Source organism: Collimonas sp., from assembly GCF_035566375.1.
Lineage (GTDB): Bacteria > Pseudomonadota > Gammaproteobacteria > Burkholderiales > Burkholderiaceae_D > Collimonas.
Genome location: NZ_DATMRK010000066.1, coordinates 21,296 through 44,065 on the forward strand (window position 1 = coordinate 21,296; position 22,770 = coordinate 44,065).

22 protein-coding genes and 1 tRNA gene are annotated in these 22,770 nt (G+C 55.6%); 13 read left to right on the plus strand and 10 right to left on the minus strand.

Features of this window, described 5'->3' with window-relative positions; all coding sequences use genetic code 11:
- Window positions 1-87: 87 nt before the first annotated feature.
- The 5 genes from VNZ60_RS20580 (at window position 88) to VNZ60_RS20600 (ending at window position 4,726) form a co-directional block, all read left to right on the plus strand.
- Window positions 88-828: a 3-ketoacyl-ACP reductase gene (locus tag VNZ60_RS20580; RefSeq protein ID WP_325662492.1), complete on the plus strand. Its 741-nt coding sequence runs from the start codon at window positions 88-90 to the stop codon at window positions 826-828.
- A 206-nt stretch (window positions 829-1,034) separates the two neighbouring features.
- Entirely contained in the window at window positions 1,035-1,598 is a 564-nt protein-coding gene (gene phaR, locus VNZ60_RS20585; RefSeq protein WP_325662494.1) for a polyhydroxyalkanoate synthesis repressor PhaR, read from the plus strand.
- A 102-nt stretch (window positions 1,599-1,700) separates the two neighbouring features.
- On the plus strand, window positions 1,701-3,086 hold the full coding sequence (gene rimO, locus VNZ60_RS20590; RefSeq protein ID WP_325662532.1) for a 30S ribosomal protein S12 methylthiotransferase RimO: 1,386 nt from the start codon (window positions 1,701-1,703) through the stop codon (window positions 3,084-3,086).
- Window positions 3,087-3,103: 17 nt separating this feature from the next.
- Complete coding sequence (locus tag VNZ60_RS20595; protein ID WP_325662496.1) at window positions 3,104-3,520, plus strand: hypothetical protein; 417 nt, start codon at window positions 3,104-3,106, stop codon at window positions 3,518-3,520.
- Between the two features lie 39 nt (window positions 3,521-3,559).
- Window positions 3,560-4,726, plus strand: coding sequence for a cystathionine beta-lyase (locus VNZ60_RS20600; protein ID WP_325662498.1), 1,167 nt, complete (start codon window positions 3,560-3,562; stop codon window positions 4,724-4,726).
- Window positions 4,727-4,789: 63 nt separating this feature from the next.
- On the opposite strand, the gene VNZ60_RS20605 is transcribed toward VNZ60_RS20600, so the two are convergent.
- The 4 genes from VNZ60_RS20605 to mfd are packed head-to-tail and all read right to left on the minus strand — an operon-like array spanning window position 4,790 to window position 10,095.
- Window positions 4,790-5,290: a GNAT family N-acetyltransferase gene (locus VNZ60_RS20605; protein WP_325662500.1), complete on the minus strand. Its 501-nt coding sequence runs from the start codon at window positions 5,288-5,290 to the stop codon at window positions 4,790-4,792.
- 50 nt (window positions 5,291-5,340) lie between these two features.
- Complete coding sequence (locus VNZ60_RS20610) at window positions 5,341-5,703, minus strand: DUF4870 family protein (protein ID WP_325662502.1); 363 nt, start codon at window positions 5,701-5,703, stop codon at window positions 5,341-5,343.
- A gap of 44 nt (window positions 5,704-5,747) precedes the next feature.
- A complete protein-coding gene (serB, locus tag VNZ60_RS20615; protein WP_325662504.1) occupies window positions 5,748-6,596 on the minus strand; it encodes a phosphoserine phosphatase SerB in 849 nt (282 codons plus the stop codon).
- A 58-nt stretch (window positions 6,597-6,654) separates the two neighbouring features.
- A complete protein-coding gene (gene mfd, locus VNZ60_RS20620) occupies window positions 6,655-10,095 on the minus strand; it encodes a transcription-repair coupling factor (protein WP_325662506.1) in 3,441 nt (1,146 codons plus the stop codon).
- Between the two features lie 301 nt (window positions 10,096-10,396).
- Here mfd and ispD point away from each other — a divergent pair, with 301 nt between their 5' ends.
- Together ispD and ispF are read left to right on the plus strand one after the other, a co-directional pair.
- Entirely contained in the window at window positions 10,397-11,095 is a 699-nt protein-coding gene (gene ispD / locus VNZ60_RS20625; protein WP_325662508.1) for a 2-C-methyl-D-erythritol 4-phosphate cytidylyltransferase, read from the plus strand.
- A gap of 31 nt (window positions 11,096-11,126) precedes the next feature.
- Entirely contained in the window at window positions 11,127-11,642 is a 516-nt protein-coding gene (gene ispF, locus VNZ60_RS20630) for a 2-C-methyl-D-erythritol 2,4-cyclodiphosphate synthase (protein WP_325662510.1), read from the plus strand.
- Window positions 11,643-11,652: 10 nt separating this feature from the next.
- Here ispF and VNZ60_RS20635 read toward each other — a convergent pair whose 3' ends face one another.
- The 4 genes from VNZ60_RS20635 to VNZ60_RS20650 form a co-directional block, all read right to left on the minus strand.
- Entirely contained in the window at window positions 11,653-12,993 is a 1,341-nt protein-coding gene (locus VNZ60_RS20635) for a sensor histidine kinase (protein WP_325662512.1), read from the minus strand.
- A 51-nt stretch (window positions 12,994-13,044) separates the two neighbouring features.
- Window positions 13,045-13,806, minus strand: coding sequence for an osmolarity response regulator transcription factor OmpR (gene ompR, locus VNZ60_RS20640; RefSeq protein WP_325662514.1), 762 nt, complete (start codon window positions 13,804-13,806; stop codon window positions 13,045-13,047).
- Window positions 13,807-13,992: 186 nt separating this feature from the next.
- Complete coding sequence (locus VNZ60_RS20645; RefSeq protein ID WP_325662516.1) at window positions 13,993-14,505, minus strand: hypothetical protein; 513 nt, start codon at window positions 14,503-14,505, stop codon at window positions 13,993-13,995.
- Window positions 14,478-14,554, minus strand: a tRNA-Arg gene (locus tag VNZ60_RS20650). Before VNZ60_RS20650 ends, VNZ60_RS20645 begins: the two co-directional genes overlap by 28 nt.
- A 281-nt stretch (window positions 14,555-14,835) precedes the next feature.
- Between VNZ60_RS20650 and VNZ60_RS20655 the strand changes: the two genes are divergently transcribed.
- The 5 genes from VNZ60_RS20655 (at window position 14,836) to VNZ60_RS20675 (ending at window position 19,323) form a co-directional block, all read left to right on the plus strand.
- Window positions 14,836-15,384: an iron transporter gene (locus VNZ60_RS20655; protein ID WP_325662517.1), complete on the plus strand. Its 549-nt coding sequence runs from the start codon at window positions 14,836-14,838 to the stop codon at window positions 15,382-15,384.
- Between the two features lie 45 nt (window positions 15,385-15,429).
- Complete coding sequence (locus VNZ60_RS20660) at window positions 15,430-15,765, plus strand: cupredoxin domain-containing protein (protein WP_325662534.1); 336 nt, start codon at window positions 15,430-15,432, stop codon at window positions 15,763-15,765.
- 111 nt (window positions 15,766-15,876) lie between these two features.
- Entirely contained in the window at window positions 15,877-16,713 is an 837-nt protein-coding gene (locus VNZ60_RS20665; protein ID WP_325662519.1) for an FTR1 family iron permease, read from the plus strand.
- Window positions 16,714-16,729: 16 nt separating this feature from the next.
- The gene (locus tag VNZ60_RS20670; RefSeq protein ID WP_325662521.1) at window positions 16,730-18,133 is read left to right on the plus strand and encodes a 4Fe-4S binding protein; all 1,404 of its coding nucleotides are present in this window, start codon (window positions 16,730-16,732) and stop codon (window positions 18,131-18,133) included.
- A gap of 170 nt (window positions 18,134-18,303) precedes the next feature.
- Window positions 18,304-19,323 carry a bile acid:sodium symporter family protein gene (locus VNZ60_RS20675; RefSeq protein WP_325662523.1) on the plus strand — a complete coding sequence of 340 codons (1,020 nt, stop codon included), beginning with the start codon at window positions 18,304-18,306 and terminating at the stop codon, window positions 19,321-19,323.
- Between the two features lie 41 nt (window positions 19,324-19,364).
- Here the strand turns inward: VNZ60_RS20675 and VNZ60_RS20680 are convergent, their stop codons facing one another.
- Both VNZ60_RS20680 and VNZ60_RS20685 read right to left on the minus strand, forming a co-directional pair.
- Window positions 19,365-20,414, minus strand: a complete 1,050-nt coding sequence (locus VNZ60_RS20680; protein ID WP_325662525.1) for an NADP(H)-dependent aldo-keto reductase — start codon at window positions 20,412-20,414, stop codon at window positions 19,365-19,367.
- Between the two features lie 266 nt (window positions 20,415-20,680).
- A complete protein-coding gene (locus VNZ60_RS20685) occupies window positions 20,681-22,270 on the minus strand; it encodes an ABC transporter substrate-binding protein (RefSeq protein ID WP_325662530.1) in 1,590 nt (529 codons plus the stop codon).
- A gap of 360 nt (window positions 22,271-22,630) precedes the next feature.
- On the opposite strand from VNZ60_RS20685, the gene VNZ60_RS20690 reads away from it, so the two are divergent.
- On the plus strand, window positions 22,631-22,770 hold a 140-nt coding region (locus tag VNZ60_RS20690), incomplete at its 3' end, for a cold-shock protein (RefSeq protein WP_325662536.1).

A 22,770-nucleotide genomic window follows, 5' to 3' on the forward strand; every position in this document is an offset into this window, starting at 1 on the left:
GCGGGGCGAGCAGCAATAAGACTGCAAGAAGACGGTAGGCAAGCAGCACATCGATTTTTTGAATTGTTTTTTTGAAGGAGACTAAAGATGGCAAAGCGAATCGTTTATGTGACCGGGGGAATGGGCGGCATCGGTACCCCAATTTGTACTCGTCTTTGCACAGATGGTTTTACCGTCGTAGCAGGTTGCGGACCGAATTCGGCGCGCAAGGATAAATGGCTGGCCGATATGCGGGCCAAGGGTTTCGATATTCATGCTTCAGAAGGCAATGTCTCCAACTGGGAATCGACCAAGGCGGCATTTGACAAAGTCAAGGCGGAAGTCGGTGAAGTCGATATCCTGATCAATAACGCCGGCATTACGCGCGACGGCCAGTTCCGCAAGATGTCCAAGGCCGACTGGGACGCCGTCATCGACACCAATCTGAATTCACTATTCAACGTCACCAAGCAGGTCATCGACGGCATGGCGGATCGCGGCTGGGGGCGGATTGTCAATATTTCGTCGGTGAACGGCCAGAAAGGCCAGTTCGGCCAGACCAACTATTCGACTGCTAAAGCCGGGATTCACGGCTTTACCATGGCGTTGGCGCAGGAGGTTGCTACCAAGGGCGTTACCGTCAATACGGTATCTCCCGGTTATGTCGGTACCGATATGGTGCGTTCGATCCGGCCGGATGTCCTGGAAAAGATCGTTGCAGGGATTCCGGTAAAGCGCCTGGGTGAGCCGGAAGAAATCGCTTCCATCATCTCCTGGATCGTGTCAGAAGAGGGCGGTTACGCGACCGGTTCTGACTTCTCTCTGAACGGCGGCCTGCACATGGGCTAGCGTCCAATACCACTTCCCGCGTGGATTGTCTGCAATACGTTTAGCAGTTCGCGCGGGTTGTCGGTAATCCTTGTTTGTATTGCAATGCAATAAACTCCCTGCACAGCTTGTTGCACATGCATATAATAAGGATGTACTACTTCAGGCATGGCTTGCCAAAGTAGCAAATATAAAATGCCTTATGGGCGTAGTAACCTGGGACAGAAATGACTACTACAAAAAAAATGTCTGAACGTTTGATCAAGAAGTATCCGAATCGTCGCCTGTACGATACCCAAACCAGTTCATACATTACCCTGACCGATGTCAAGCAACTGGTCTTGGACAACGAGGAATTCGTTGTGCTGGACGCCAAGACCGACGACGATCTGACGCGCAGCATCTTGTTGCAGATTATTCTGGAGGAAGAGTCAAACGGCACTCCTATGTTTTCCAGCGCGGCACTGTCGCAAATCATTCGCTACTACGGCCATGCCATGCAGGGAATGATGGGGTCTTATCTGGAAAAAAATATCCAGGCTTTCATCGATATCCAGAATAAGCTGACTGAAAATTCCAAGGGTTTTTACGAAGGCAAACCGTTCAGTCCGGAAATGTGGGCGCAGTTCATGAATGTCCAGGGGCCGATGATGCAGGGCATGATGAGCAACTACATCGAGCAGAGCAAAGGCCTGTTCATCCAGATGCAGGAACAGATGCAAAACCAGACCAAGAATATGTTCGGCACCTTCCCGTTTGCACCGCCACCGCCGGACAAGACAAAGAAATAAGCATTCAAGGCTACTCTGCAACGGGTTTTTAGAAGCACCGCAGGGTAACCATCGTAGTGGAAGGGGTACAATAGCGACTTTGCTTTGACCCCATCTCCCGTCATGTCCAACGTCATTCCTGCTGCACCAGCCACCGCCGCATTTTCTGCGCCTAAAGTCGGTTTCGTCTCCCTTGGTTGTCCCAAGGCACTGGTCGATTCCGAACAAATCCTGACCCAGTTGCGTGCAGAGGGTTATGAAACTGCTAAGTCGTATGAAGGCGCCGATCTGGTGATCGTCAATACTTGCGGCTTTATCGACGCCGCAGTGCAAGAGTCGCTAGACGCCATCGGCGAAGCGCTGAGCGAAAACGGCAAAGTCATTGTGACTGGCTGCTTGGGCGCCAAAAAGGATGCTGACGGCGACGACATCATCCAGAAGATCCATCCAAAGGTATTGGAAGTCACCGGTCCGCACGCGGTCGGCGAAGTCATGTTTGCGGTGCACAAGCATCTGCCCAAGCCGCATGCGCCGTTTCTTGATCTGCTGCCGCCGCAGGGCATCAAGCTGACACCCAAGCATTTCGCCTATTTGAAAATCTCGGAAGGTTGCAACCATCGTTGCAGTTTTTGCATTATTCCATCGATGCGTGGCGACCTGGTGTCGCGTCCGATTGCGGATATCATGCTGGAAGCCGAGAACCTGTTCAAGGCTGGCGTTAAAGAATTATTGGTGATTTCGCAAGACACCAGCGCCTATGGCGTAGACGTCAAGTTCCGCATGGGTTTCTGGAACGGCAAGCCGGTCAAGACCCACATGACGCAACTGGTCACCGCGCTGGGCGAGCTGGCGGCCCAATACGGCGCCTGGGTCCGTCTGCATTATGTTTATCCTTACCCGCACGTCGACCAGATTATTCCGCTGATGGCGGAAGGCAAGGTGTTGCCATACCTGGATGTGCCGCTGCAACACGCCCACCCCGATGTATTGAAGCGCATGAAGCGTCCGGCCAGCGGCGAAAAAAATATCGAACGGATTCAAGCCTGGCGCGCGATGTGCCCGGATCTCACCATCCGCTCGACCTTTATCGCCGGCTTTCCAGGCGAAACCGACGCCGAGTTCGAATACCTGCTTGATTTCCTGAAAGAGGCGGAAATCGATCGCCTCGGTTGTTTCGCCTATTCTCCGGTAGAGGGCGCAACCGCCAACGCGCTGGATAATCCAGTGCCCGAAGAACTGCGTGAAGAACGCCGCGGCCGCGTGATGCAGTTGCAGGAAGAGATTTCCAAGAAGCGCCTGCAAGCCAAGGTCGGCAAGACCATGCGCGTGCTGATCGACGAAGTTGACCGCAATGGCGGTATCGGCCGTTCCAGCGCCGATGCGCCGGAAATCGATGGCGTGGTCTATGTCAAGCCACCGTATGAGCCACACAAGAAGCTGGTGGTTGGCGAATTTGTCGATGTCACCATCACGGCCTCGGATGCCCATGATTTGTGGGCTGCCGCATGATGGCAGGGAAGTTTGCTGTGACGCTGTCGTTAGTGTTCGGTTTTGCTTCCACCCCGGTATTTGCGGACAACGATAATGTTGCCGCTGCTCCGGCATCTGCGGCCACAGCGCAAAACTTGTTTGCCAAGCCGCTGACCCTGCGCGGCACGCTGGGCAATGCGCAGATCGAGATGCATTTGCAACTGAAAGCGGATCCGACCGAAGGCATCCAGGGCCATTACGTGATTGCCGGTCAATCCGCCAAAATCCTGCTGGCAGGTGAATCGGAAAATACCGATGTCATCATGGAAGAGTCCATCAATGGCAAGGATGTTTCCGGCGAATGGGCTGGCAAACTGGTCGGCAATATCTTCAGCGGCACCTGGTCGACCACAGACGATGCGGTGACTAAACCTTTTGCCTTGACCGTTCAGACTGCCAAGCCCGTTAAATAAATCGTAGCAGCTCATCGCCACCCATAGCCACCATTGAACATGCCCAAAAAAAAGAATTCTCAAACCGCATTGATGCACAGCGCATATACCGCGCCGGCAGGTTTTGACGCCTTTCCGGTAGCGATTCACCACGCTTCCACGGTGTTGTTCAAGAATGTCGCAGCGATGCGTGCCCGTGACTGGCAGGAAAAGAGCGGCTATACCTACGGCCTGCACGGCACGCCCACCTCGTTCACGCTGGAGGCGCGCCTGGCTGAAATCGAGGGCGGCCAGCACTGCCTGCTGGCGCCTAGCGGCCTGGCCGCGATCACGATGATCGACCTGGCCTTGCTGAAGAGCGGCGACGATGTGCTGCTGCCGGACAATGTGTATAGCCCGAATCGCGAGCTAGGTAATTGGCTGTCCAGGGATTTCGGGATTACAGCGCGTTATTACGATCCCTTGATCGGCGCCGGCATTGCTGAATTGATTCAGCCGAACACTCGCCTGATCTGGACAGAAGCACCAGGTTCGGTGTCGATGGAAGTGCCGGATCTTCCCGCTATTTGTGCCGCCGCACATGCCAAGGGCGTGCTGGTGGCGATAGACAATACCTGGTCCGCCGGCCTGGCGCTACGTGCTTTCGATCTCGGCGTCGATATCGTGATGCAGGCGTTGACCAAATATCAGTCTGGCGGATCGGATATATTGATGGGCGCCGTGATCACCAGAGATACCGCCTTGAACCAAAAGCTGCAGACCGCGCATATGCGCCTGGGTTTTGGCGTCGGCATGGACGACGCCTATCTTGTGCTGCGCAGCCTGCCAACCATGAAATTGCGCTTTGAGGCGCATGATGCAGCGGCGCGTACCGTCGCCGCCTGGTTGAAACAGCGGTCAGAGATCAGCCGGGTACTGCATCCGGCTTTTACTGACTGCCCGGGGCATGAAATCTGGCAGCGCGACTTCACCGGAGCAGGCGGCTTGTTCTCAGTGTTGTTCGATGCGCGTTATAGCGAAGAGCAGACCGACCGCTTTGTCGATAGCTTGAAATTATTCAAGATCGGCTATAGCTGGGGCGGCGCAAACAGCCTTTGCGTTCCTTACCGCATCCAGGGCATGCGTAAAAACTGGCAGGATCAGGGCATATTGGTGCGCTTCAACATCGGCCTGGAAGATCCGCAGGATCTGATTGCTGATATCGAACAAGCATTCGCTGCTATGTAACCCAAGCTACGACGATTTGAACGAAAAAACCGATCCGCGCAGATCGGTTTTTTTGCCTGTCGTTTAAGACAATTGCTGGCACATATAGACCGCAACTGCCTGATTTTCTGACACTTGATAACTGGCCAGATTTTCTTTGGCGGGAGAGTGCAGCACTTCTGCCGATGTATAGCCCAGCGTATTCCAGAATGCCTGCGACTGTTGCACCGATACCAGTGCGCTCCAATGCAAACCGTCTGCACGCGCCTGTTCCAGCGCCACCGCCACCAAAGCATTAGCCGCTTGCCGGCCGCGTGCGGCGGGCGCAACCGCCAGGTCATGCAGGTACAAGCAATCCGGCGCGGCTGCAATCTTGAACGGTTGATCCAGCGCCGTGACAATATCTTTGTTTGACGGATAGCTGAACAGATAGGCCGCCGGATGTTGTCCATGCAGCGACCATACCCAGCACGTGGCCGGCGTCAAGGCAAGGCGGTCACGGAATACAGCTTCCGATTCCTGCATGAGCGGCGGATAACATTCCGCCTGGATCTGCATGACAGCAGGAATGTCTCTGCCGGACATGATCCTGACGGCGCTGCGGTTTGCTGCAGGCCGTTTCTCAATAACAGAAGTCAAGCCGGCATTGCCTTATTGTCATTCAGGTCTACCAAGCCTTTGATCAGGCGGTAACCCTTCCATAGCCAGGCAATGCCCCATACAGCAAAAGCCAGCGGAATCCCGATCACCGTCAGGAACAGGGCGCCGCCGACGAACATCCATAACAGATACCACCAGAATGAGCGAATTTGCCAATTGTGGTGGCTATACACAAATGTATCTGCCGAATCCTGGCGTTTGACATAATTGATGATCAAGGGGATCCATGAAAAAGCCCCGAGGGAAAATACCAGGCTGGCGCCGTGAAAAAGATAGAGCCACCATGCAAGATTTTTTTCGGAGTGCAGCTTGCTATCGAAAACCAGTTCTTGTGCCATGACTTTCCTTTTTATTAAAGGGGAGGCGCTGATTTCAACAGAAATTACGCCAATATGGGCAAGATGCCATCCAACCCGACAAAATTCAAGGCCACGCTGGCTTGCGCGCGCACTACCGGCTTGGCGCGGAAAGCGACCGACAGGCCGGCAATCTTCATCATGTTGAGGTCGTTGGCGCCATCGCCCATGACAATTGCCTGGCTTGGCGCGATATTCAGCTCGGCGCAAACACGTTCGACAGTCAGTTTCTTTTCCTCCGCGTTGACAATACCGCCCAGCACCTTGCCGGTCAGTTTGCCGTCGACGATTTCAAGCAGGTTGGAATGGGCGTAATCGAGTCCCAGCGTGGCTTTCATGCGGTCGGTAAAGAACGTAAAGCCGCCGGATACCAGCAGGGTTTTGAGGCCGGCAGCCTTGACCGCGGCCAGCATGTTTTCCGCGCCAGGGGACAATTGCAGGCGTTCGTCGAACACCCGTTGCAGCGCCGACCCATCCAGCCCCTTGAGCAAGGCCACGCGCCGGGTCAGGCTTTCGTTAAACTCCAGCTCGCCACGCATGGCCGCTTCGGTAATCGCCGAGACTTGTGGCTTGAGGCCTTGCATGTCAGCGATTTCATCGATGCATTCGATGGTGATCAAGGTCGAGTCCATATCCATGGCCAGCAGTTTAAAGTCGCCCAGTTGCGGCGCTGACGGCAGCCAGGCGCAGTCGATCTGAGCGCCGTAGCAGGCGGCATCGATCAGTGTCTTCAGGCTTTCAGAATAGGCGACGTCGGCGCAACGCCATGCGTGGCGGCCGCCGCTGCTGATGTCGACAGCGGCAACGCCCGCCAGGCTGGCGATACGGTCAATGGCGTTGCGTTCTGCGCTCAGGCTTTGCAAGATCAGATTCATGGGTCGATGTGGCTTTACTAAAATTTAAATAAGGAAAATAAGGCATAACCAGAGCAGATCATCCCGCTAAGGCTTTGATGGTTGCCTTGACCTGCGTCAGGCGCGCCGCCAGGTCGGGCATGTCAGCAGTGATGCGCAATTTGTCCTGGCCATTCAGTTTGATATGGCGGTTTTTCTGGATCAGCTCGATGATGCGCATGGCGTCGATCGGCGGATTAGGTACGAATTGCAGCAAGGCGGCGTCGGTATGCGCATCGATCTTGACGATGCCTATCGATTTGGCAGCAATCCGCAGGCGATGGGTTTCGATCAAGGCTTTGGCGGGATCCGGCAGCTTGCCGAAGCGATCGATCAATTCTTCCTGCAGGTCGTCGATCTTGTCTTGCGCGTTGCAATTGGCCAGGCGCTTATAGATCGATAGCCGTTCGTGGACATCGCCGCAATAATCGTTAGGCAGCAAGGCCGGTACGTGCAAATTGATTTCGGTGGTGGTCGAGAGCGGCGCCGCCAGATCAGGCTCCTTGCCATTCTTCAATGAGCGCACGGCTTCGTTGAGCATGTCGGAATACAGCTGGAAGCCGATCTCATGCATTTCTCCCGATTGATTGTCGCCCAGCACCTCGCCGGCGCCGCGGATTTCCAGGTCGTGCATGGCCAGGTAAAAACCGCTGCCGAGTTCTTCCATTTGCTGGATCGCATCCAGCCGCCGTTGCGCCAGCTTGGTCAGGCCCTGGACGTCATGCACCAGCAGGTAAGCGTAAGCCTGGTGGTGCGAGCGGCCGACCCGGCCACGCAACTGATGCAATTGCGCCAGGCCGAATTTGTCGGCGCGATGCATGATGATGGTGTTGGCGGTCGGCACATCGATGCCGGTTTCGATAATCGTGGTGCACAGCAGGATATTGAAGCGCTGGGCAACGAAATCGCGCATCACTTTTTCCAGGTCGCGTTCATGCATCTGACCGTGGGCGATGGCGATGCGCGCTTCCGGCAACAGTACCTCCAGCATCGCCTTGCGGTTCTGGATGGTCTCCACTTCGTTATGCAGGAAATAGACCTGGCCGCCGCGTTTCAGTTCGCGCAAGCAGGCTTCTCGGATGGTCGATTCACCTTCGCTGCGCACGAATGTCTTGATGGCCAGGCGTTTTTGCGGTGCGGTGGCAATGATGGAAAATTCACGCAGGCCTTCCAACGCCATCCCCAGCGTGCGCGGGATTGGCGTTGCGGTCAGGGTCAACACATCGACCTCAGCGCGCAAGGCCTTGAGCGCTTCTTTCTGGCGCACGCCGAATCGATGTTCTTCATCGATGATCACCAGCCCCAGGCGCGAAAATTTAATATCATCGGACAATAATTTATGGGTGCCGATCACGATATCCAAGGTGCCGTCGGCCATACCCTTGATGGCTTGCGTGACTTCCTTGCCGGAGCGGAAACGCGACAATTCAGCAATTTTTACCGGCCAATCGGCAAAGCGGTCGGCGAAAGTTTGCGCGTGCTGTTCCGCCAGCAAGGTGGTCGGCGCCAGGATCGCGACTTGTTTGCCGCCGAGGACGGCGACAAAGGCGGCGCGTAGCGCGACCTCGGTCTTGCCGAAGCCGACGTCGCCGCAGATCAAGCGGTCCATCGGTTTGCCGCTGGTCATGTCTTTGATCACGGCATTGATCGCCGCGGCTTGATCGACGGTTTCTTCAAAGCCGAAGCTTTCAGAGAATGCCTCGTAATCGTGGGCGGAATATTCGAAAGCATGGCCCTGGCGCAAGGCGCGCCGCGCATACAAATTCAATAATTCTGCCGCGGTATCGCGTACCTGTTGCGCCGCCTTGCGTTTGGCTTTTTCCCACTGGCCGGAACCGAGCGCATGCAGCGGCGCGTCTTCCGGCGAGGCGCCGGAATAACGCGAAATCACGTGCAGTTGCGAGACCGGCACGTAGAGCTTGGTGTCCTTGGCATACTCCAGATGCAGGAATTCAGTTTCGCCTTCGCCCAGATCCATGCTGAGCAAGCCCATATAGCGGCCGATGCCATGGTTGATATGCACCACCGGATCGCCGATCTTGAGCTCGGACAGATCGCGCACCATGGATTCGACCTGGGTTGCGCCTTCCTGTTTCTTCTTGCCGATGCGGCGGCCGGAACCGGCGTACAGTTCGGTTTCCGTAATGAATATGTATTGCGGCAGCTCGAAGCCGGCGTGCAAGGGTGCTACGCCCAGCATCAGTTTTTTGTTTGCGGTGGTGAAGTCGGCGTAACCGTCGCACAGCGCCAGCGGTAAATCGTATTCGTTGAAATACTGTTGCAAGGTTTCGCGACGGCCATTCGATTCGGCGCAGATCATCACGCGCCTGTCGTTTTGCAGCAGATAGGCGCGCAGATTGGTCAGCGGGTCGTCAATGCGGCGGTTGACGGCAATATTGGGAATCGGCGCCGACAACTCCGATGCGGCGTCGCTATGCTGAATCACCCAGCGGCCGTATGGCTTGGCCAGACTGAAAAAATTCTCGCCGGTCAAGAACAGGGCTTCAGGCGCCAGCAAAGGGCGCTCGCGATCCGCCTTGAGAAATTTGTAGCGTGACTGGGTGTCGCTCCAGAAGCGCTGGATGGCGCCGTCGATATCGCCGACCAAGGCAAATGTCGCGGTCGCAGGCAGGTATTCGAACAAGGTCGCGGTTGCTTCAAAAAACAGCGGCAGGTAATACTCGATGCCGGCCGAGGCGATGCCGTTGCCGATGTCCTTGTAAACCGCCGAGCGCGACGGGTCGCCTTCGAATACTTCCCGCCAGCGGCTGCGGAAAGCAGAACGCGCTGCTTCGTCCATCGGAAACTCCCGTCCCGGCAACAGACGTACTTCCTTGACCGGATAGAGCGAGCGCTGAGTGTCGGCGTCGAAGGTGCGTATGGTTTCGATGGCGTCGCCAAACAAATCCAGCCGATACGGCAGCACCGAGCCCATCGGGAAAATATCGATCAAGCCGCCGCGCACCGAATACTCACCCGGCGACATGACCTGGTTGACGTGGCTGTAGCCAGCCAGCGTCAGCTGCGATTTCAGGCGCGCTTCATCCAGCGTCTCGCCTTGCTTGAAAAAGAAGGTATAACCGGCCAGGAAGGATGGCGGCGCCATTTTGACCAGGGCGGTAGTAGCCGGCACCAGCAACACGTCGCATTGGCCACTCTGCACCTCGTACAGGGTTGCCAGCCGTTCCGATACCAGATCCTGGTGCGGCGAGAAGGCATCGTATGGCAGGGTTTCCCAGTCTGGCAGCAAATGGCAGCGCAAGCCGTTGGGTTGCTCGCTGCTTGCCTGAAACCAGGGGATTTCCGTGCGCAGCCGTTGCCCGTCGGTGGCGTCCGCCACCACCACTACCAGCATCCGTTGTTGCGACTTCAGCGCCAGTGCGGCTTGCGCCAAGGCAAACGCATCGGCTGAGCCGTGCAGGGCCGGCAGCACAAAACGGGCGCCCGGTTTGGGCAGCAATTTTTCTAGATCAAAGGACATTAGGGCCTGTTAGCAAGATGCAACCGATGATGCAACCGATGATGCAAGCGTGTGAGCATATCGCCGGTGCGGTCAAAAAAAGCCGCATTACGCCTGATTTGACAGTTAAAATTCAGAGCCGCATTATAAACCACGGGCATAAATGCTGATTTTCGCAATTCGGCCCTGAGTTTGCCTGGTATCTGCCGGCGGCCAGCATTCTATTGTCTCAGGTACACAGCTGTTTTTTCGCAGTCATTTTTCAGTCTTTTTTGTTACGTGCCATGACATTTCCCCAGAATCTCGAGCGAGTCCATTGCGCATGAATTCCTCACGCTATTTTGCGCTGATTCCCGCCGCCGGTATCGGCACGCGTTTGGGCGCGGATGTTCCCAAGCAATATATGCCATTGGCTGGGCAGCCGATGTTGGCGCACGTCTTGACCACCTTTGCAGCGGCAAGCGTGATCAGTCATGTTTTCGTCGTGGTCAGCCCTGACGACGGTTATATAAGCGAGCTGATGGCAGCCGCGCCGCATTTGCAGGGACGGGTCAGTTTGCTGTTTGATGGCGGTGCCAGCCGTCAGGAATCGGTGTTGAATGGCTTGCAGGCGATTCGCTCCCTGGTTGGCGATGACGACTGGATGCTGGTGCATGACGCCGCCCGGCCGGGTTTGACCGGCGGCTTGATCGAGCATTTGATTGAGACATTGCAGGATGACCCGGTGGGTGGATTGCTGGCATTGCCGGTGGTTGATACCCTGAAGCGCGGCGATCAGCAAGCGCGCGTCGCGGAGACTGTGCCTCGCAACGCACTGTGGGCAGCTCAGACACCGCAAATGTTTCGCTACAAGCTGCTGTTGCGCGCGCTGGCGCAGGCCGAGACGGTCACCGACGAAGCCGGCGCGGTTGAATTGCTAGGCTTGCAGCCGCGCCTGGTGGAGGGCAGTCCGCGCAATTTCAAGGTTACTCTGCCGCACGATGTGACATTGGCAGAGATGTTTTTAAAGGAAGAATTTTGAAGTTATCCGCACTCTATTCAAAGGAGCTCGTATGAGTCAGCCCCTTAGCCAACCCCTTAGCCACCCTCCCAGGTTTCGTATCGGCCAAGGTTACGATTGCCACGCCTTGCAGGCTGGCCGACCATTGATTATCGGCGGCGTGACTATCCCGCACAAAACCGGTTTGCTGGGGCATTCCGATGCCGATGTCCTGCTGCATGCAATTATCGACGCCTTGTTTGGCGCGGCGGCTCTGGGCGACATCGGTCGCCATTTCTCTGATACCGATGCCCGGTTTGCCGGCGCCGATTCACGCAAACTGCTGCGCGAAGCGGTGCGGCTGATAGGTGCTGCCGGCTACGCTGTTGGCAATATCGATTCGACCATCATCGCGCAAGCGCCGAAAATGGCGCCGCATATTCCGCAGATGGTGGCGCGGATCGCCGCCGATTGCGGGATTGCCGTCAATCAGGTCAATGTGAAAGCTAAAACCAATGAAAAGTTGGGTTATCTCGGGCGGGAGGAAGGGATCGCAGCGGAGGCCGTGGCTTTGCTGTTTGCTCTGTGAATAAGAGGTGCTAGCTTCTTAATTGCATTTCGATTTGAGCTGCCAGGCCGCCGCCCTCGCGGTTGCTGACACGCAGTTTTCCGCCGTGCTGTTTGATAATCCGGCTTACGATAGCCAGGCCTAGGCCCGAACCGTTGGCTTGTCCGCGCGCCACATCGAGCCGGGTGAACGGCCGCAGCAGGCGATCTATCTCGCTGTCTGGCACCCCGGGGCCGTGATCGACAATGTTCACCACCACCTTGTCCTGGCGGACATGGCAGCTGATGTCGACCTGAGCGCACTCGTCACCTTCTTTTTTTCCGTAGCGGCGAGAGTTTTCTATCAGATTATTCAGCACGCGCCTGAGCTCGGTTTCGTTGCCGGAAACATGGAGGTCTGGCGTGATGCTGGTGTGAATCCGGATATCGGTCTGGCGCAAGGCGGCTTGCACCACATTGTCGATCAGCTCGCTCAGGTTGATTATCTCGAAGCTGCTGGTATCCGTCGGTTTTGCGTAGTGCAGGAACTGGCCGATGATGCCGTCCATCTGCGCCAGATCGGATTGCATGCCGTTACGCGCATCATCGGATAAATTGGCCATCTCGACTTCGAGCAACATGCGCGCCAGCGGAGTGCGCAAATCGTGCGAAATACCGGCCAGGATAATTGCCCGATCGGATTCGATGCGCTGCAAATCGTTCACCATCTGGTTGAAGCTGCGATTGGCTTCCTCGATTTCGGTGGGCCCCGTTTCTGGCAACGGTTCGGGTTGCAGGCCTTTAGCTACCGCACGGGTGGCTGCGGTGAGGCGTGATAGCGGCTGGTTGATCAGGGTCGAAATAAACATGGCTCCCAACAGCGACAACACCAGCGCCACGCTGGCCCACTGCAGCCATTGAATGCCGGAGGTGCGCTCGACCCGCTCACTATCTAACATCAACCAGTATTCGTCGCTATCGATCTTGAAGCTGATCCAGAAGCCGTCGATATCGTTGACCTTGGATGAAAATCTGGTTTGATTGCCGAGGCGGGCCCGGACTTCTCTTTCCAGATCGGGCATCAAGGAGTTGTCGGGCGGCGGGTCGATCTTGTCGCTGTCTTCCAGCGGGTAAATCCGGATGCCTTCATTACTGGCCAGGTCGAACAATAGCTCGCTGCGCAAATCCGGCGCCGAATGGGTGAGGGCGGCCCGGGTGATGGTGACAATGGAGATGATTTGCGCTGCGATCTGTTGCGCGCGCGGGCCGCGCTCGACGATCCTGAAGCTGGCGACCCAAGTCACCATGCTGACGGTAATCAGAAAGGCGAGCATGAAAAAGGTCCGCCACAGCAGACCGCTTTTCAGCCAGGCCAGCCGGTTAGCAGTTGCCATGTGGCCGTATGCTGCAAGGGTTGTCGACTGGCAATGCTGCGCAAACCAGCATCAACGCGGCTGGCCTTCAGGAATGAATACGTAGCCAAGTCCCCATACAGTTTGTATGTAGAGCGGGCTGGCCGGATCCGGTTCGATCAACTTGCGCAGGCGCGAAATCTGAACGTCCAGGCTGCGGTCGAATACTTCATACTCGCGGCCACGCGCCAGCTCCATCAGTTTTTCACGGGACAGCGGTTGCCGCGCGTGCCGTGCAAACACCTTGAGCACTGAAAATTCGCCGGTGGTAAGCGGAATCGATTCGCCGTTTTTTTTCAGTGTGCGAGTGCCGAGGTCGAGTATGAACTCACCGAACTCGAAGGACTGCGGCGTCTCCGATGGAGCGCCCGGCAATTCGTCCGGTCCTTTGCGACGCAGCACCGCGCCGATGCGCGCTACCAGTTCGCGTGGGTTGAATGGTTTTGGCAGATAATCGTCGGCGCCCATTTCGAGTCCGACGATGCGATCCACATCCTCGCCTTTTGCTGTCAGCATGATGATCGGCGTCTGGTCGCCGGCGCCGCGCAAGCGGCGGCAGATCGCCAAGCCGTCTTCGCCCGGCAGCATCAGATCAAGCACCAGCAGGTCGTAGCGCTCGCGTATCCACAACTTGTTCATCGCCTGAGCGTTCTCCGCCGTGACCACCTGGAAGCCTTGCTCCGTCAGATATCGTCGCAGCAGATCGCGCAATCGAATGTCGTCGTCGACCACCAGGATTTTATGTTGGTGGGGATTGCTTGTTTGGTTTTGGGTGTTGATCGTATTCATGGTCATATGGTAACTTCAGAGTGCGCTTCAAAAATACAGTAAAGGCCCATGGATTACAAAGTGTTACACACTTTACCAAAAACATCTTATGCCCATTTAGAGGGGAGCTTACACTGAATTTGTGACGATTCAATCTTAACCGTTATCCAGTATCCACAGAAGAAGTCCATATGATCATGATGTTTCGGAAAATCAGTGTTTGTTTATTGTTGCTATCCGCAATGATGAGCGCCTCTGCACGTTCCGACCGGATGCCGGATGAGCGCGCCGAGCGTCGCGCGCCACCGCCATCGCAGTATGAGCCACGGCGCGACCAGGCGCCAGATGAGCAATGGCAAAATCGCGGACGTGGCGCTGAGCCTGGCGATGCTGGGCGGGGGCGGATGTCGCCGGATGAGCGGCGCGCTTTGCGACAAGAGATCGATAGAGCCGGCCGAGATATTTATCCGCGACGCCGTTGAGATTGAGGATCAGGAAATGCCAGCTTGTGTGGCACAACGAACCGGTGATGAAGATCGCCGGTTTTTTATTGCGCGCTAGTTTTAGAGAGGGCGGATCGGAGCAGCAGTTTTCAGCGCGGTCGCCAAGGCATTCATCTGGCTTTGAGCGGCGAATAAAAATGAGGGATGTAAACCAGAAAAGGGTTGCAAGATTTCTCTTGCAACCCTTCGAATTACTGGTGCGGCTGGCAGGAATCGAACCCACGACCCCTTGGTTCGTAGCCAAGTACTCTATCCAGCTGAGCTACAGCCGCGAAAAACAAAATTATATATTAGCTTTGTTGTTTTTGGAAGAGGGAAATATTTAAAAACTTAATATTTCTTATCGCTTACAGAGCTAAATCTCTTTTTCTGCTTGCTCTCAACCAAGTCCGCTACTATGCCACAGACATTGCAGCTTGGGAAGCTTTATTTGCATTTTAGCCTTAGTTGTTTTGATCCTCTTACTTGGTGAGTCCGGGTCGCGGTGCAATTCATCGGATGATATAATTAAACAATAATCATTATCATTTATAGATTAAGAAAGGCTGATGACATGAATGTGAAATTGCTTACGGCGGCTGCGCTTGTTTCGTTTGGTTTTGCCGGCGCCGGCGCCGTTGCAGCAGCCGAATACCCGATCGGCAAGCCGCAAATCATGAATGGTTTGGAGATCTCTGCTGTTTACCTGCAGCCGATCAAAATGGAACCGGAAGGCATGATGCGCAAGGCGGAACTATCGGACATCCATGTCGAGGCCGATATTCGTGCTGTGAAAAACAATCCAAACGGTTTTGCCGAGGGCGATTGGATGCCGAATCTGGTTATCTCTTACGAATTCACCAAAGCCGGTTCGACTCAGGTAATCAAGGGCGACATGATGCCGATGGTGGCCAGCGATGGTCCGCACTACGGCGATAACGTCAAGCTGGCAGGGCCGGGAAAATATACATTGAAAATGAAAATCTCCCCGCCGTCGGCCAATGCGGGCGCACATTTTGGCCGCCATGTAGATAAGGAAACCGGTGTCGGCCCCTGGTTCAAGCCATTTGAGGTAGTCAATGAATTCACCTTCGCTGGCGTTGGTAAAAAGGGCGGGTATTAATTCAGCAGAAAGCGCCCCATGAAATTTTTATCGGAGAGCATGGTCATGGTGTCAGGCAAAGTGCGTGGCGTGTTTGGTATCGGTCTATTGCTGGCGGCAGCAGTTTCGACGGCCGCTGATTTGCCGACCTTCAAGCTGGAAATGAAGGATGGCGTTCTGAATCCGGCGCGGATAGCGGTTCCTGCCGGCCAGAAAATAAAAATCGAGATTCAAAATAGCGGCCAATCGGCGGTTGAATTTGAAAGCGTTCAGCTGCGTAAAGAAAAAGTGTTGGCGCCGGGTGCGCAATCTTTTGTCGTGATTGCGCCGCTGCAACCGGGTGAATACAAGTTTTTCGATGATTTTCATACCCAGGCGCAGGGTGTGATTGTTGCCAAGTAAAAGCTTCTATGGGCGCGCAGTATTTTGAGGATAGTCTTTTGTTGCTGGGCAGAGTTGATGAGTCGCATGGTGCGACGCATGGCTCCGTCTGCAACTGACTGGAGATAAGTGATGGGTCAGGTATTGTTCATCGTCTGGCGCGAGAGCGTTGAGGCCTTGCTGGTGGTTGGTATTTTGCATGCGTGGTTAAAGAATGGCGGCGAGGCTGCGCGCCGCGGTCTGCCTTACCTGTGGAGCGGCGTCGGTGTCGGCGTCCTGGCGGCGATCGGCCTGGGCGCGGCACTGTTGGGTTTTAGCGAGCTGCTTGCTGGTGACGCTCAGGATTATTTTCAGATCGTCATGGTGATATTGGCGGCCATATTAATAGTGCAGATGGTGTTTTGGATGCGCAAGCATGGCCGCACACTGAAGCGCGAAATGGAAACTTCGCTCAGCGCAAATCTGCAAAGCGCGAACTGGTGGGGCGTGTTTGCGCTGGCGGCATTGGCGATTGCGCGCGAAGGCAGCGAGACCGTGATCTTTCTTTACGGACTGGGTCTGGCGCAACAGGGAGAAACTGCCGGGCCGATGGTATTGGCGGCGTTGCTTGGTTTTGCGCTGGCGTTCCTGACCTTCTATCTATTGCAGCTCGGTGGTAAAATTTTCTCTTGGCGCCGCTTCTTCCAAGTCACTGAAATCATCTTGTTGTTCCTGGCCGCAGGTTTGCTGCTGACCGGTATCGAACGGTTGATGTCGCTGGATATTATTCCGACACTGGTCGATCCGATATGGGATAGTTCACGCCTGCTCGACGACACGACTTCGTTTGGCAACCTGGTTTCCACATTGACCGGCTATCGTGCGCACCCTGCACTGATGAGCCTGCTGGTGTATGTGGCATATTGGGTAGGCGTTTTGTTATTCCTTAAACGAGCTCGTACAGTGCCGCAGGCAATCCCAGCGAAATGATCCACGAAATAATCCAATGACTACTTGTGCAATTCCTCAAACGCGACTTTCCCGTACTGCGGACTGGATGCGCGACCATGCGAGACTGATTCGCTGGGTGCAATGGGGGATTGTGCTTGTATACGGCTTCCTGATCCTGGTGCCGATCTTTTTGCCGCTGCCGGACGAGACTGCACACATCTGGTCGAATCTGACGCTGATCGCCCAATTCGCATTCTGGGGCATCTGGTGGCCGTTTGTGCTGATCAGCATGGTGTTGATGGGGCGTGTCTGGTGCGGTGTACTGTGTCCGGAAGGCGCATTGACCGAATTCGCCAGCCGCCATGGGCGCGGCAAGGCCATCCCGCACTGGATGCGCTGGGGCGGCTGGCCGTTTGTGGCGTTCGCGCTGACCACTATCTATGGCCAGATGGTGAGCGTCTATCAATATCCAAAAGCTGTGCTGCTGGTGCTGGGCGGCTCTACCGCCGGCGCCATCGTCGTCGGTTACCTGTACGGGCGCGACAAGCGCGTCTGGTGCAAATACCTGTGCCCGGTGAATGGCGTGTTCGGCCTGCTGGCCAAGCTGGCGCCGTTCCATTACAAAGTCAATGAAACCGCCTGGCGCGCTTCATACGGCACCAAGAGCCACACGCAAGGGCGCACGACGATTCCCGTCAATTGCGCGCCGCTGGTGCCGTTGCGCGCCATGAAGGGCGCTGCCGATTGCCATATGTGCGGCCGTTGCAGCGGTCATCGCGACGCCATTGAGCTGACCTGGCGTGCGCCGACCGAGGAAATCGTCAAGCACGGCGAGCAGCACAACAGTTTGTGGGAAAGCGCCTTGGCCCTGTATGGCCTGATGGGGATTGCGATTGGCGCCTTCCACTGGTCGGCCAGTCCCTGGTTTGTACAGATCAAGCAAGCCATCGCGACCTGGCTGATCGACCGTGACATCATGTGGCCCTTCGATACGCACGCACCGTGGTGGGTGTTTACCAATTATCCGGCGCAGAATGACGTATTCAGCTGGCTCGATGGCGGGCTGGTGATCGCCTATATCCTCACCACCGGCCTGGTGCTGGGTACGGCGCTGAGCTTGTTGTTTGCGCTCGGCAGCCGCTTGCTTGGCGACTGGGATCGCAAACGTTTCAATCATCTGGTGCAAGCCACGATCCCGCTGGCCGGCTGCGGCGTGTTCGTCGGATTGTCGGCAACCACCGTCAGCTTGTTGCGTGGCGAGCATTTGCCGGTATTCTGGGCCAACGATTTGCGCGCCATCCTTTTGATTGCGACAAGCTTATGGAGCGTCTGGCTGGCCTGGCGGGTCACCGGCCGCTATACGATATCGCCGGCACGCCGTTTATTGAGCATGACGCCGGTGATTGCCGGCCTGGCCCTGGTCAATTTTGCCTGGCTGTTGATGTTCTGGCTGTGGTGAATTCCCATCGGTTCCTAGGTTTGACGCAACATTTCTTCGAGGCCTGCGTTGTTAGTGCGTAGAATGAAGCTTGCTATCCCGCCCATATGTAGTCTGTCTTGTTGCTCCCCTGATTGCCAGGAGCGGCGGTCGGGAAACCTTCTTCAACTTTAGCGCACGTTTCCTCTATCATGGTTCGCCCACGCTTTTTACCTGATAACTTCACGTTGTTGTTGGTTACCACGGTTCTTGTCGCCAGTCTGTTACCTGCCAAAGGCCAGGTTGCGGTAGCTTTCAACCTGATCACCACGCTGGCTATCGGCTTGCTGTTTTTCCTGCATGGCGCCAAGTTGTCGCGTGAGGCGGTAGTGCAAGGGGCGTTGCACTGGCGCTTGCATTTGACAGTGCTGCTCGCCACTTTCGCCTTGTTTCCGTTGCTAGGGTTGGTGTTCAAGCCGTTGCTGCTGCCGCTGGTGACGCCGGATCTGTATCTCGGCATCTTGTTCCTGTGCACCTTGCCATCCACCGTGCAATCGTCGATTGCCTTTACCTCGGTCGCCCGCGGTAATGTGCCTGCCGCAGTATGCAGCGCATCCGCTTCCAATCTGCTCGGCATCTTCCTGACTCCGATTCTGGTCGGCCTGGTAGTCGTGGCGCACGGTCAAAACAGGGGTTCCTTCGATTCCATCATGAATATCGTGATGCAGTTGCTGCTGCCTTTTATCGCCGGCCAGATTGCCCGCCGCTGGATCAGTGCCTGGCTGGATAAACATAAAATAATCTTGAAGATGGTTGATCAGGGCTCGATCCTGCTGGTGGTCTACACCGCGTTCAGCGAAGCTGTGGTGCAGGGCTTGTGGCAGCAGTTGCCGCCGCTTTCCTTGCTCGGCTTGACGGTGGTGGTAGCGCTGTTGCTGTTCGTGATGCTGACTGTTGTTACCTTTGCCAGCCGTCGCCTGGGCTTCAATAAGGAAGACGAGATCACGATTGTGTTTTGCGGATCGAAGAAAAGCCTGGCGAGCGGCGTGCCGATGGCGAAAGTCTTGTTTGCCGGGCATACCGTCGGCATGATCGTGCTGCCCTTGATGCTGTTCCATCAAATCCAATTGATGGTCTGCGCGGTGCTGGCCAAGCGCTACGCCAGCCGCCCGGTCGAGATAGCAAGCGGCGCCGCACCGCCGGTCTGGTCTGATGTAAGCCCGGAGGATTGAGGCGCCGGCCGCTATCTTTCTACCTGCTGTCTTTCTACCTGTTATGGAGCTGGGTTGGGCTGGCGCAAATGAATAGCGTCAATCTCGCGCAAGATCTCTTCATCGAGTGTGATGTCGATGCTGTCGAGATTGCTTTGCAATTGTTGTAGCGTGGTGGCGCCAACGATAGTGCTGGTCAAAAAGCCGCGGCTATTCACGAAAGCCAATGCCATTTGCGCTGGATCCAAGCCATGTTTCTGCGCCAGCGCCACATAGTCGCCGATGACCCGGTCGACTTGCGGATTGGTGTAGCGGCTGAAGCGTTCAAACAAGGTCAGGCGGCCGTCCGCTGGTCGTGCCCCGTTCAGATACTTTCCCGAAAGTACGCCGAAGGCCAGCGGCGAATACGCCAGCAGCCCGACCTGTTCACGGAAAGCAAACTCCGCATGGCCGATTTCAAAAGTACGGTTCAGCAGGCTATAAGGATTCTGGATGCTGATCACGCGTGGCAAATCGAATTTTTCTGAAGCCCGCAGAAACTGCGCGATACCCCACGGCGTTTCGTTCGAAATCCCGATATGGCGTACTTTGCCGGCCTTGATGAAATCCGCCAGGATAGTCAGGGTTTCTTCAATCGGCACCGTATCTTCGTCGGCAATATGGCTGTAATTCTGCACGCCAAAGCAGTTGACGCTACGGTCTGGCCAGTGCAATTGATAGAGATCGACGTAATCCGTCTGCAGGCGCTCCAGGCTACCGTGCAAAGCCTCAGTCAGTCCTTTGCGATCGAAGTTATTGATGCCGCCGCGCACATGGCGCGGATTGTGAGGCTTGCGCGCCGGCCCGGTGGCCTTGGTGGCGATCATCACCTCGCCGCGCTTGCCGGATTTTTTCAGCCAGCTGCCGACATAACGCTCGGTTGAGCCCTGAGTTTCCGGGCGTGGCGGCACCGGATACATTTCCGCGGTATCGATCAGATTGACGCCATGCGCCAGCGCCAGGTCGATTTGCGCATGCGCATCTGCTTCAGTATTTTGTTCGCCCCAGGTCATGGTGCCGAGCGTAATCAGGCTGACCTTGAGATTGCTGTGTCCGAGTTCACGATATTGCATTGTCGCTTCCTTTGCGGCGGGCTCTAAAAACTAGAAATGATGAATTGACGACCTGGACCGCCGACGTGCGGCAGTAGGTAATCGACACCTGAATGTCAGGTGCTTGCCACCAGCTGCCAAGGGCTAAGAGTATAGCGGCAACCCCGTTTTTCTGCAGGCTGTGGCCGGCTGCCTTTAAGTAGTAGTGGGAGTTGCTGGCGAAGGCGGGCGGGCCGGCGATCAACAAAGAAAGCCGCTATCTTCAGCGGCTTTTTGTGACGGGTATTTTATTCAGGATGGAACTGATGAGCGAAAGTAAATTCATCGGTACGCGGCGTGTACTTCAGGCCTTTGCGCAGCGCCCAGGTCGCATACTGATGATACAGCGGGATCAGCGCGTAATCGTTGAGTGCGACCACTGCGCCCTGGCGGGCAAAATCCTCACGTTGTTTCTGGTCGACCGAGGCCAATGACGATTGCACCAGCTGATCCAGTTTCGGATTGGTGTATTTGCCCCAGTTCCATGAACCCCAGCCGGTATCCGGATTGGTGGTGCCGAGCAGGGTGCGTAAACCGAAATCGCCGGCCAGCGTGCCCCAGCCCAGCAGGGCGGCGCTGTATTCGCCGGCTCGCGCCTTGCCGAAGTAAACCGCCAGTGGCAGCGTCTCGACCTTGGCCTGAATCCCGACCCGGTTCAGGAACTGGGCGACGGTCTGCACCACGCGTTCATCGTTGATGTAGCGGTTGTTGGGGCCATGCAGCGTAATCCCGAAACCGTTGGGATAACCGGCTGCCGCCAGCAGTTTCTTGGCGCCTTCCGGATCGTATTTTTCTATCTTTAGCGCATCGGCGTATCCCAGGATGCCAGGGGCAACGATATTCGATGCCGGCACTGCCAGTCCTTCCAGGGTGCGCTCGACCAAGGCCTGGCGATTGATGGCTTTGGAAATCGCCTGACGCACGCGGACGTCTTTCAAAGGGTTTTTGTCTAGCGGTTTGCCAGCCTTGTCAGTGATGTCCGGCGATTTGTCGCGCGACTGATCCAGAGTCCAGAAAATAGTGCGCCAGGAAATTTTTTGCGCCAGCTTGAATTGTGCGTTGGTTTTCAACTTGGCGAGATCGGCCGGCGGCACGTTTTCGATGGCGTCCACTTCGCCCGCCAGCAAGGCGGCCAGACGGGCGCCGTCTGAAGTAAGGATGCGGAATGTGACTTTGTCCCAGGCCGGTTTTTCTCCCCAGTAGGCATCGTTGCGGACCAGTTCGATACGGTCGCCGCGCTTGAAGCTGGCAAATTTGAAGGGGCCGGTGCCGACCAACGCTTTGCCGCTGTTGAAGTCTTCTGTGGTGGCGTTCTGTGCGGCTTTCTTAGAAACGATGAAGATGGTGCTGACATCCAGCGCCAGCGGTCCGTAAGGTGTCGCGGTTTTTAGACGCACAGTATAGGGATCAACGATTTGCTTGCCGATGATTTGTTTGGTGTAGCTGGTAAATGGGCCGGGACTATTAGTCAGCGTGGCGGGGCGGTCCAGTGAAAATACAACATCTTCTGCGGTCAGCTCGGTGCCGTCGCTGAATTTAACCCCGCGTCGCAACTTGAATTCCCAGGTGAGTGGATCAACTGCCGCCCAGGAAGTTGCCAGGCCGGGAATCAGGCGGCCATTCGGATCGACATTGACCAAGGCGTCGAACAGATGCGACGACAGCGAGATATTCGGCGCGATATTGTTGAAGTGCGGGTCGAGGGTCGAAACATCTGCATATAATCCGATTTTCAGGTCAGCGGCGGAGCTGGTCGAGGCGCTGAGCGCCAGGGATGTCAATGCACTCAAGCCGACAAAAGCCAGGTTCAGTATTTTCTTTCTGGAAAGCTGGAACATGCGATCTCCCAATCGTAGTGAATAAGGCAAAAGCCGATTCTATGGCCGCTCATATAATTATCAAAACACAATAATTGCTTTTTGTTATTTGTTTTGGTTATATAAGGTAAGTAAGGGTAAGTAAGGTAAGATGCGGGGGATGAAACCGCCGACCGGGGTGTTAGATTGAACAGTCAAAAATGCAATTCTTTCTCTCGGCATAACTTTTATTTATGTACCCGGTGCTTTAAATAAATTTATCGGTTATAATGCGACATCGTTTAAGATTCGAGCTAGTAGTGCAGTATTAGTCTGTCATTTCTTTCTTGCTTCAAACGATCTAACGGGCGACAGCCCAACTTAACTGAAATAGGAAATGTAATGGCAACTGGTATCGTAAAGTGGTTCAATGATTCGAAGGGTTTTGGTTTTATTACTCCTGACGAAGGTGGTGAAGATCTGTTCGCGCACTTCTCCGCAATCAATTCTTCCGGCTTCAAGTCGCTGCAAGAGAACCAACG

What these genes read in the sequence shown, in the direction of transcription:
- VNZ60_RS20600 (WP_325662498.1), top strand. Translation starts at nt 3,560, where the DNA reads ATGCCCAAAAAAAAGAATTCTCAAACCGCATTGATGCACAGCGCATAT.
- VNZ60_RS20685 (WP_325662530.1), bottom strand. Translation starts at nt 22,270, where the DNA reads ATGTTCCAGCTTTCCAGAAAGAAAATACTGAACCTGGCTTTTGTCGGC.
- VNZ60_RS20635 (WP_325662512.1), bottom strand. Translation starts at nt 12,993, where the DNA reads ATGGCAACTGCTAACCGGCTGGCCTGGCTGAAAAGCGGTCTGCTGTGG.
- rimO (WP_325662532.1), top strand. Translation starts at nt 1,701, where the DNA reads ATGTCCAACGTCATTCCTGCTGCACCAGCCACCGCCGCATTTTCTGCG.
- mfd (WP_325662506.1), bottom strand. Translation starts at nt 10,095, where the DNA reads ATGTCCTTTGATCTAGAAAAATTGCTGCCCAAACCGGGCGCCCGTTTT.
- serB (WP_325662504.1), bottom strand. Translation starts at nt 6,596, where the DNA reads ATGAATCTGATCTTGCAAAGCCTGAGCGCAGAACGCAACGCCATTGAC.
- VNZ60_RS20610 (WP_325662502.1), bottom strand. Translation starts at nt 5,703, where the DNA reads ATGGCACAAGAACTGGTTTTCGATAGCAAGCTGCACTCCGAAAAAAAT.
- VNZ60_RS20605 (WP_325662500.1), bottom strand. Translation starts at nt 5,290, where the DNA reads ATGTCCGGCAGAGACATTCCTGCTGTCATGCAGATCCAGGCGGAATGT.
- ispD (WP_325662508.1), top strand. Translation starts at nt 10,397, where the DNA reads ATGAATTCCTCACGCTATTTTGCGCTGATTCCCGCCGCCGGTATCGGC.
- VNZ60_RS20675 (WP_325662523.1), top strand. Translation starts at nt 18,304, where the DNA reads ATGGTTCGCCCACGCTTTTTACCTGATAACTTCACGTTGTTGTTGGTT.
- VNZ60_RS20580 (WP_325662492.1), top strand. Translation starts at nt 88, where the DNA reads ATGGCAAAGCGAATCGTTTATGTGACCGGGGGAATGGGCGGCATCGGT.
- VNZ60_RS20680 (WP_325662525.1), bottom strand. Translation starts at nt 20,414, where the DNA reads ATGCAATATCGTGAACTCGGACACAGCAATCTCAAGGTCAGCCTGATT.
- VNZ60_RS20655 (WP_325662517.1), top strand. Translation starts at nt 14,836, where the DNA reads ATGAATGTGAAATTGCTTACGGCGGCTGCGCTTGTTTCGTTTGGTTTT.
- ompR (WP_325662514.1), bottom strand. Translation starts at nt 13,806, where the DNA reads ATGACCATGAATACGATCAACACCCAAAACCAAACAAGCAATCCCCAC.
- VNZ60_RS20670 (WP_325662521.1), top strand. Translation starts at nt 16,730, where the DNA reads ATGACTACTTGTGCAATTCCTCAAACGCGACTTTCCCGTACTGCGGAC.
- ispF (WP_325662510.1), top strand. Translation starts at nt 11,127, where the DNA reads ATGAGTCAGCCCCTTAGCCAACCCCTTAGCCACCCTCCCAGGTTTCGT.
- VNZ60_RS20665 (WP_325662519.1), top strand. Translation starts at nt 15,877, where the DNA reads ATGGGTCAGGTATTGTTCATCGTCTGGCGCGAGAGCGTTGAGGCCTTG.
- phaR (WP_325662494.1), top strand. Translation starts at nt 1,035, where the DNA reads ATGACTACTACAAAAAAAATGTCTGAACGTTTGATCAAGAAGTATCCG.
- VNZ60_RS20660 (WP_325662534.1), top strand. Translation starts at nt 15,430, where the DNA reads ATGGTGTCAGGCAAAGTGCGTGGCGTGTTTGGTATCGGTCTATTGCTG.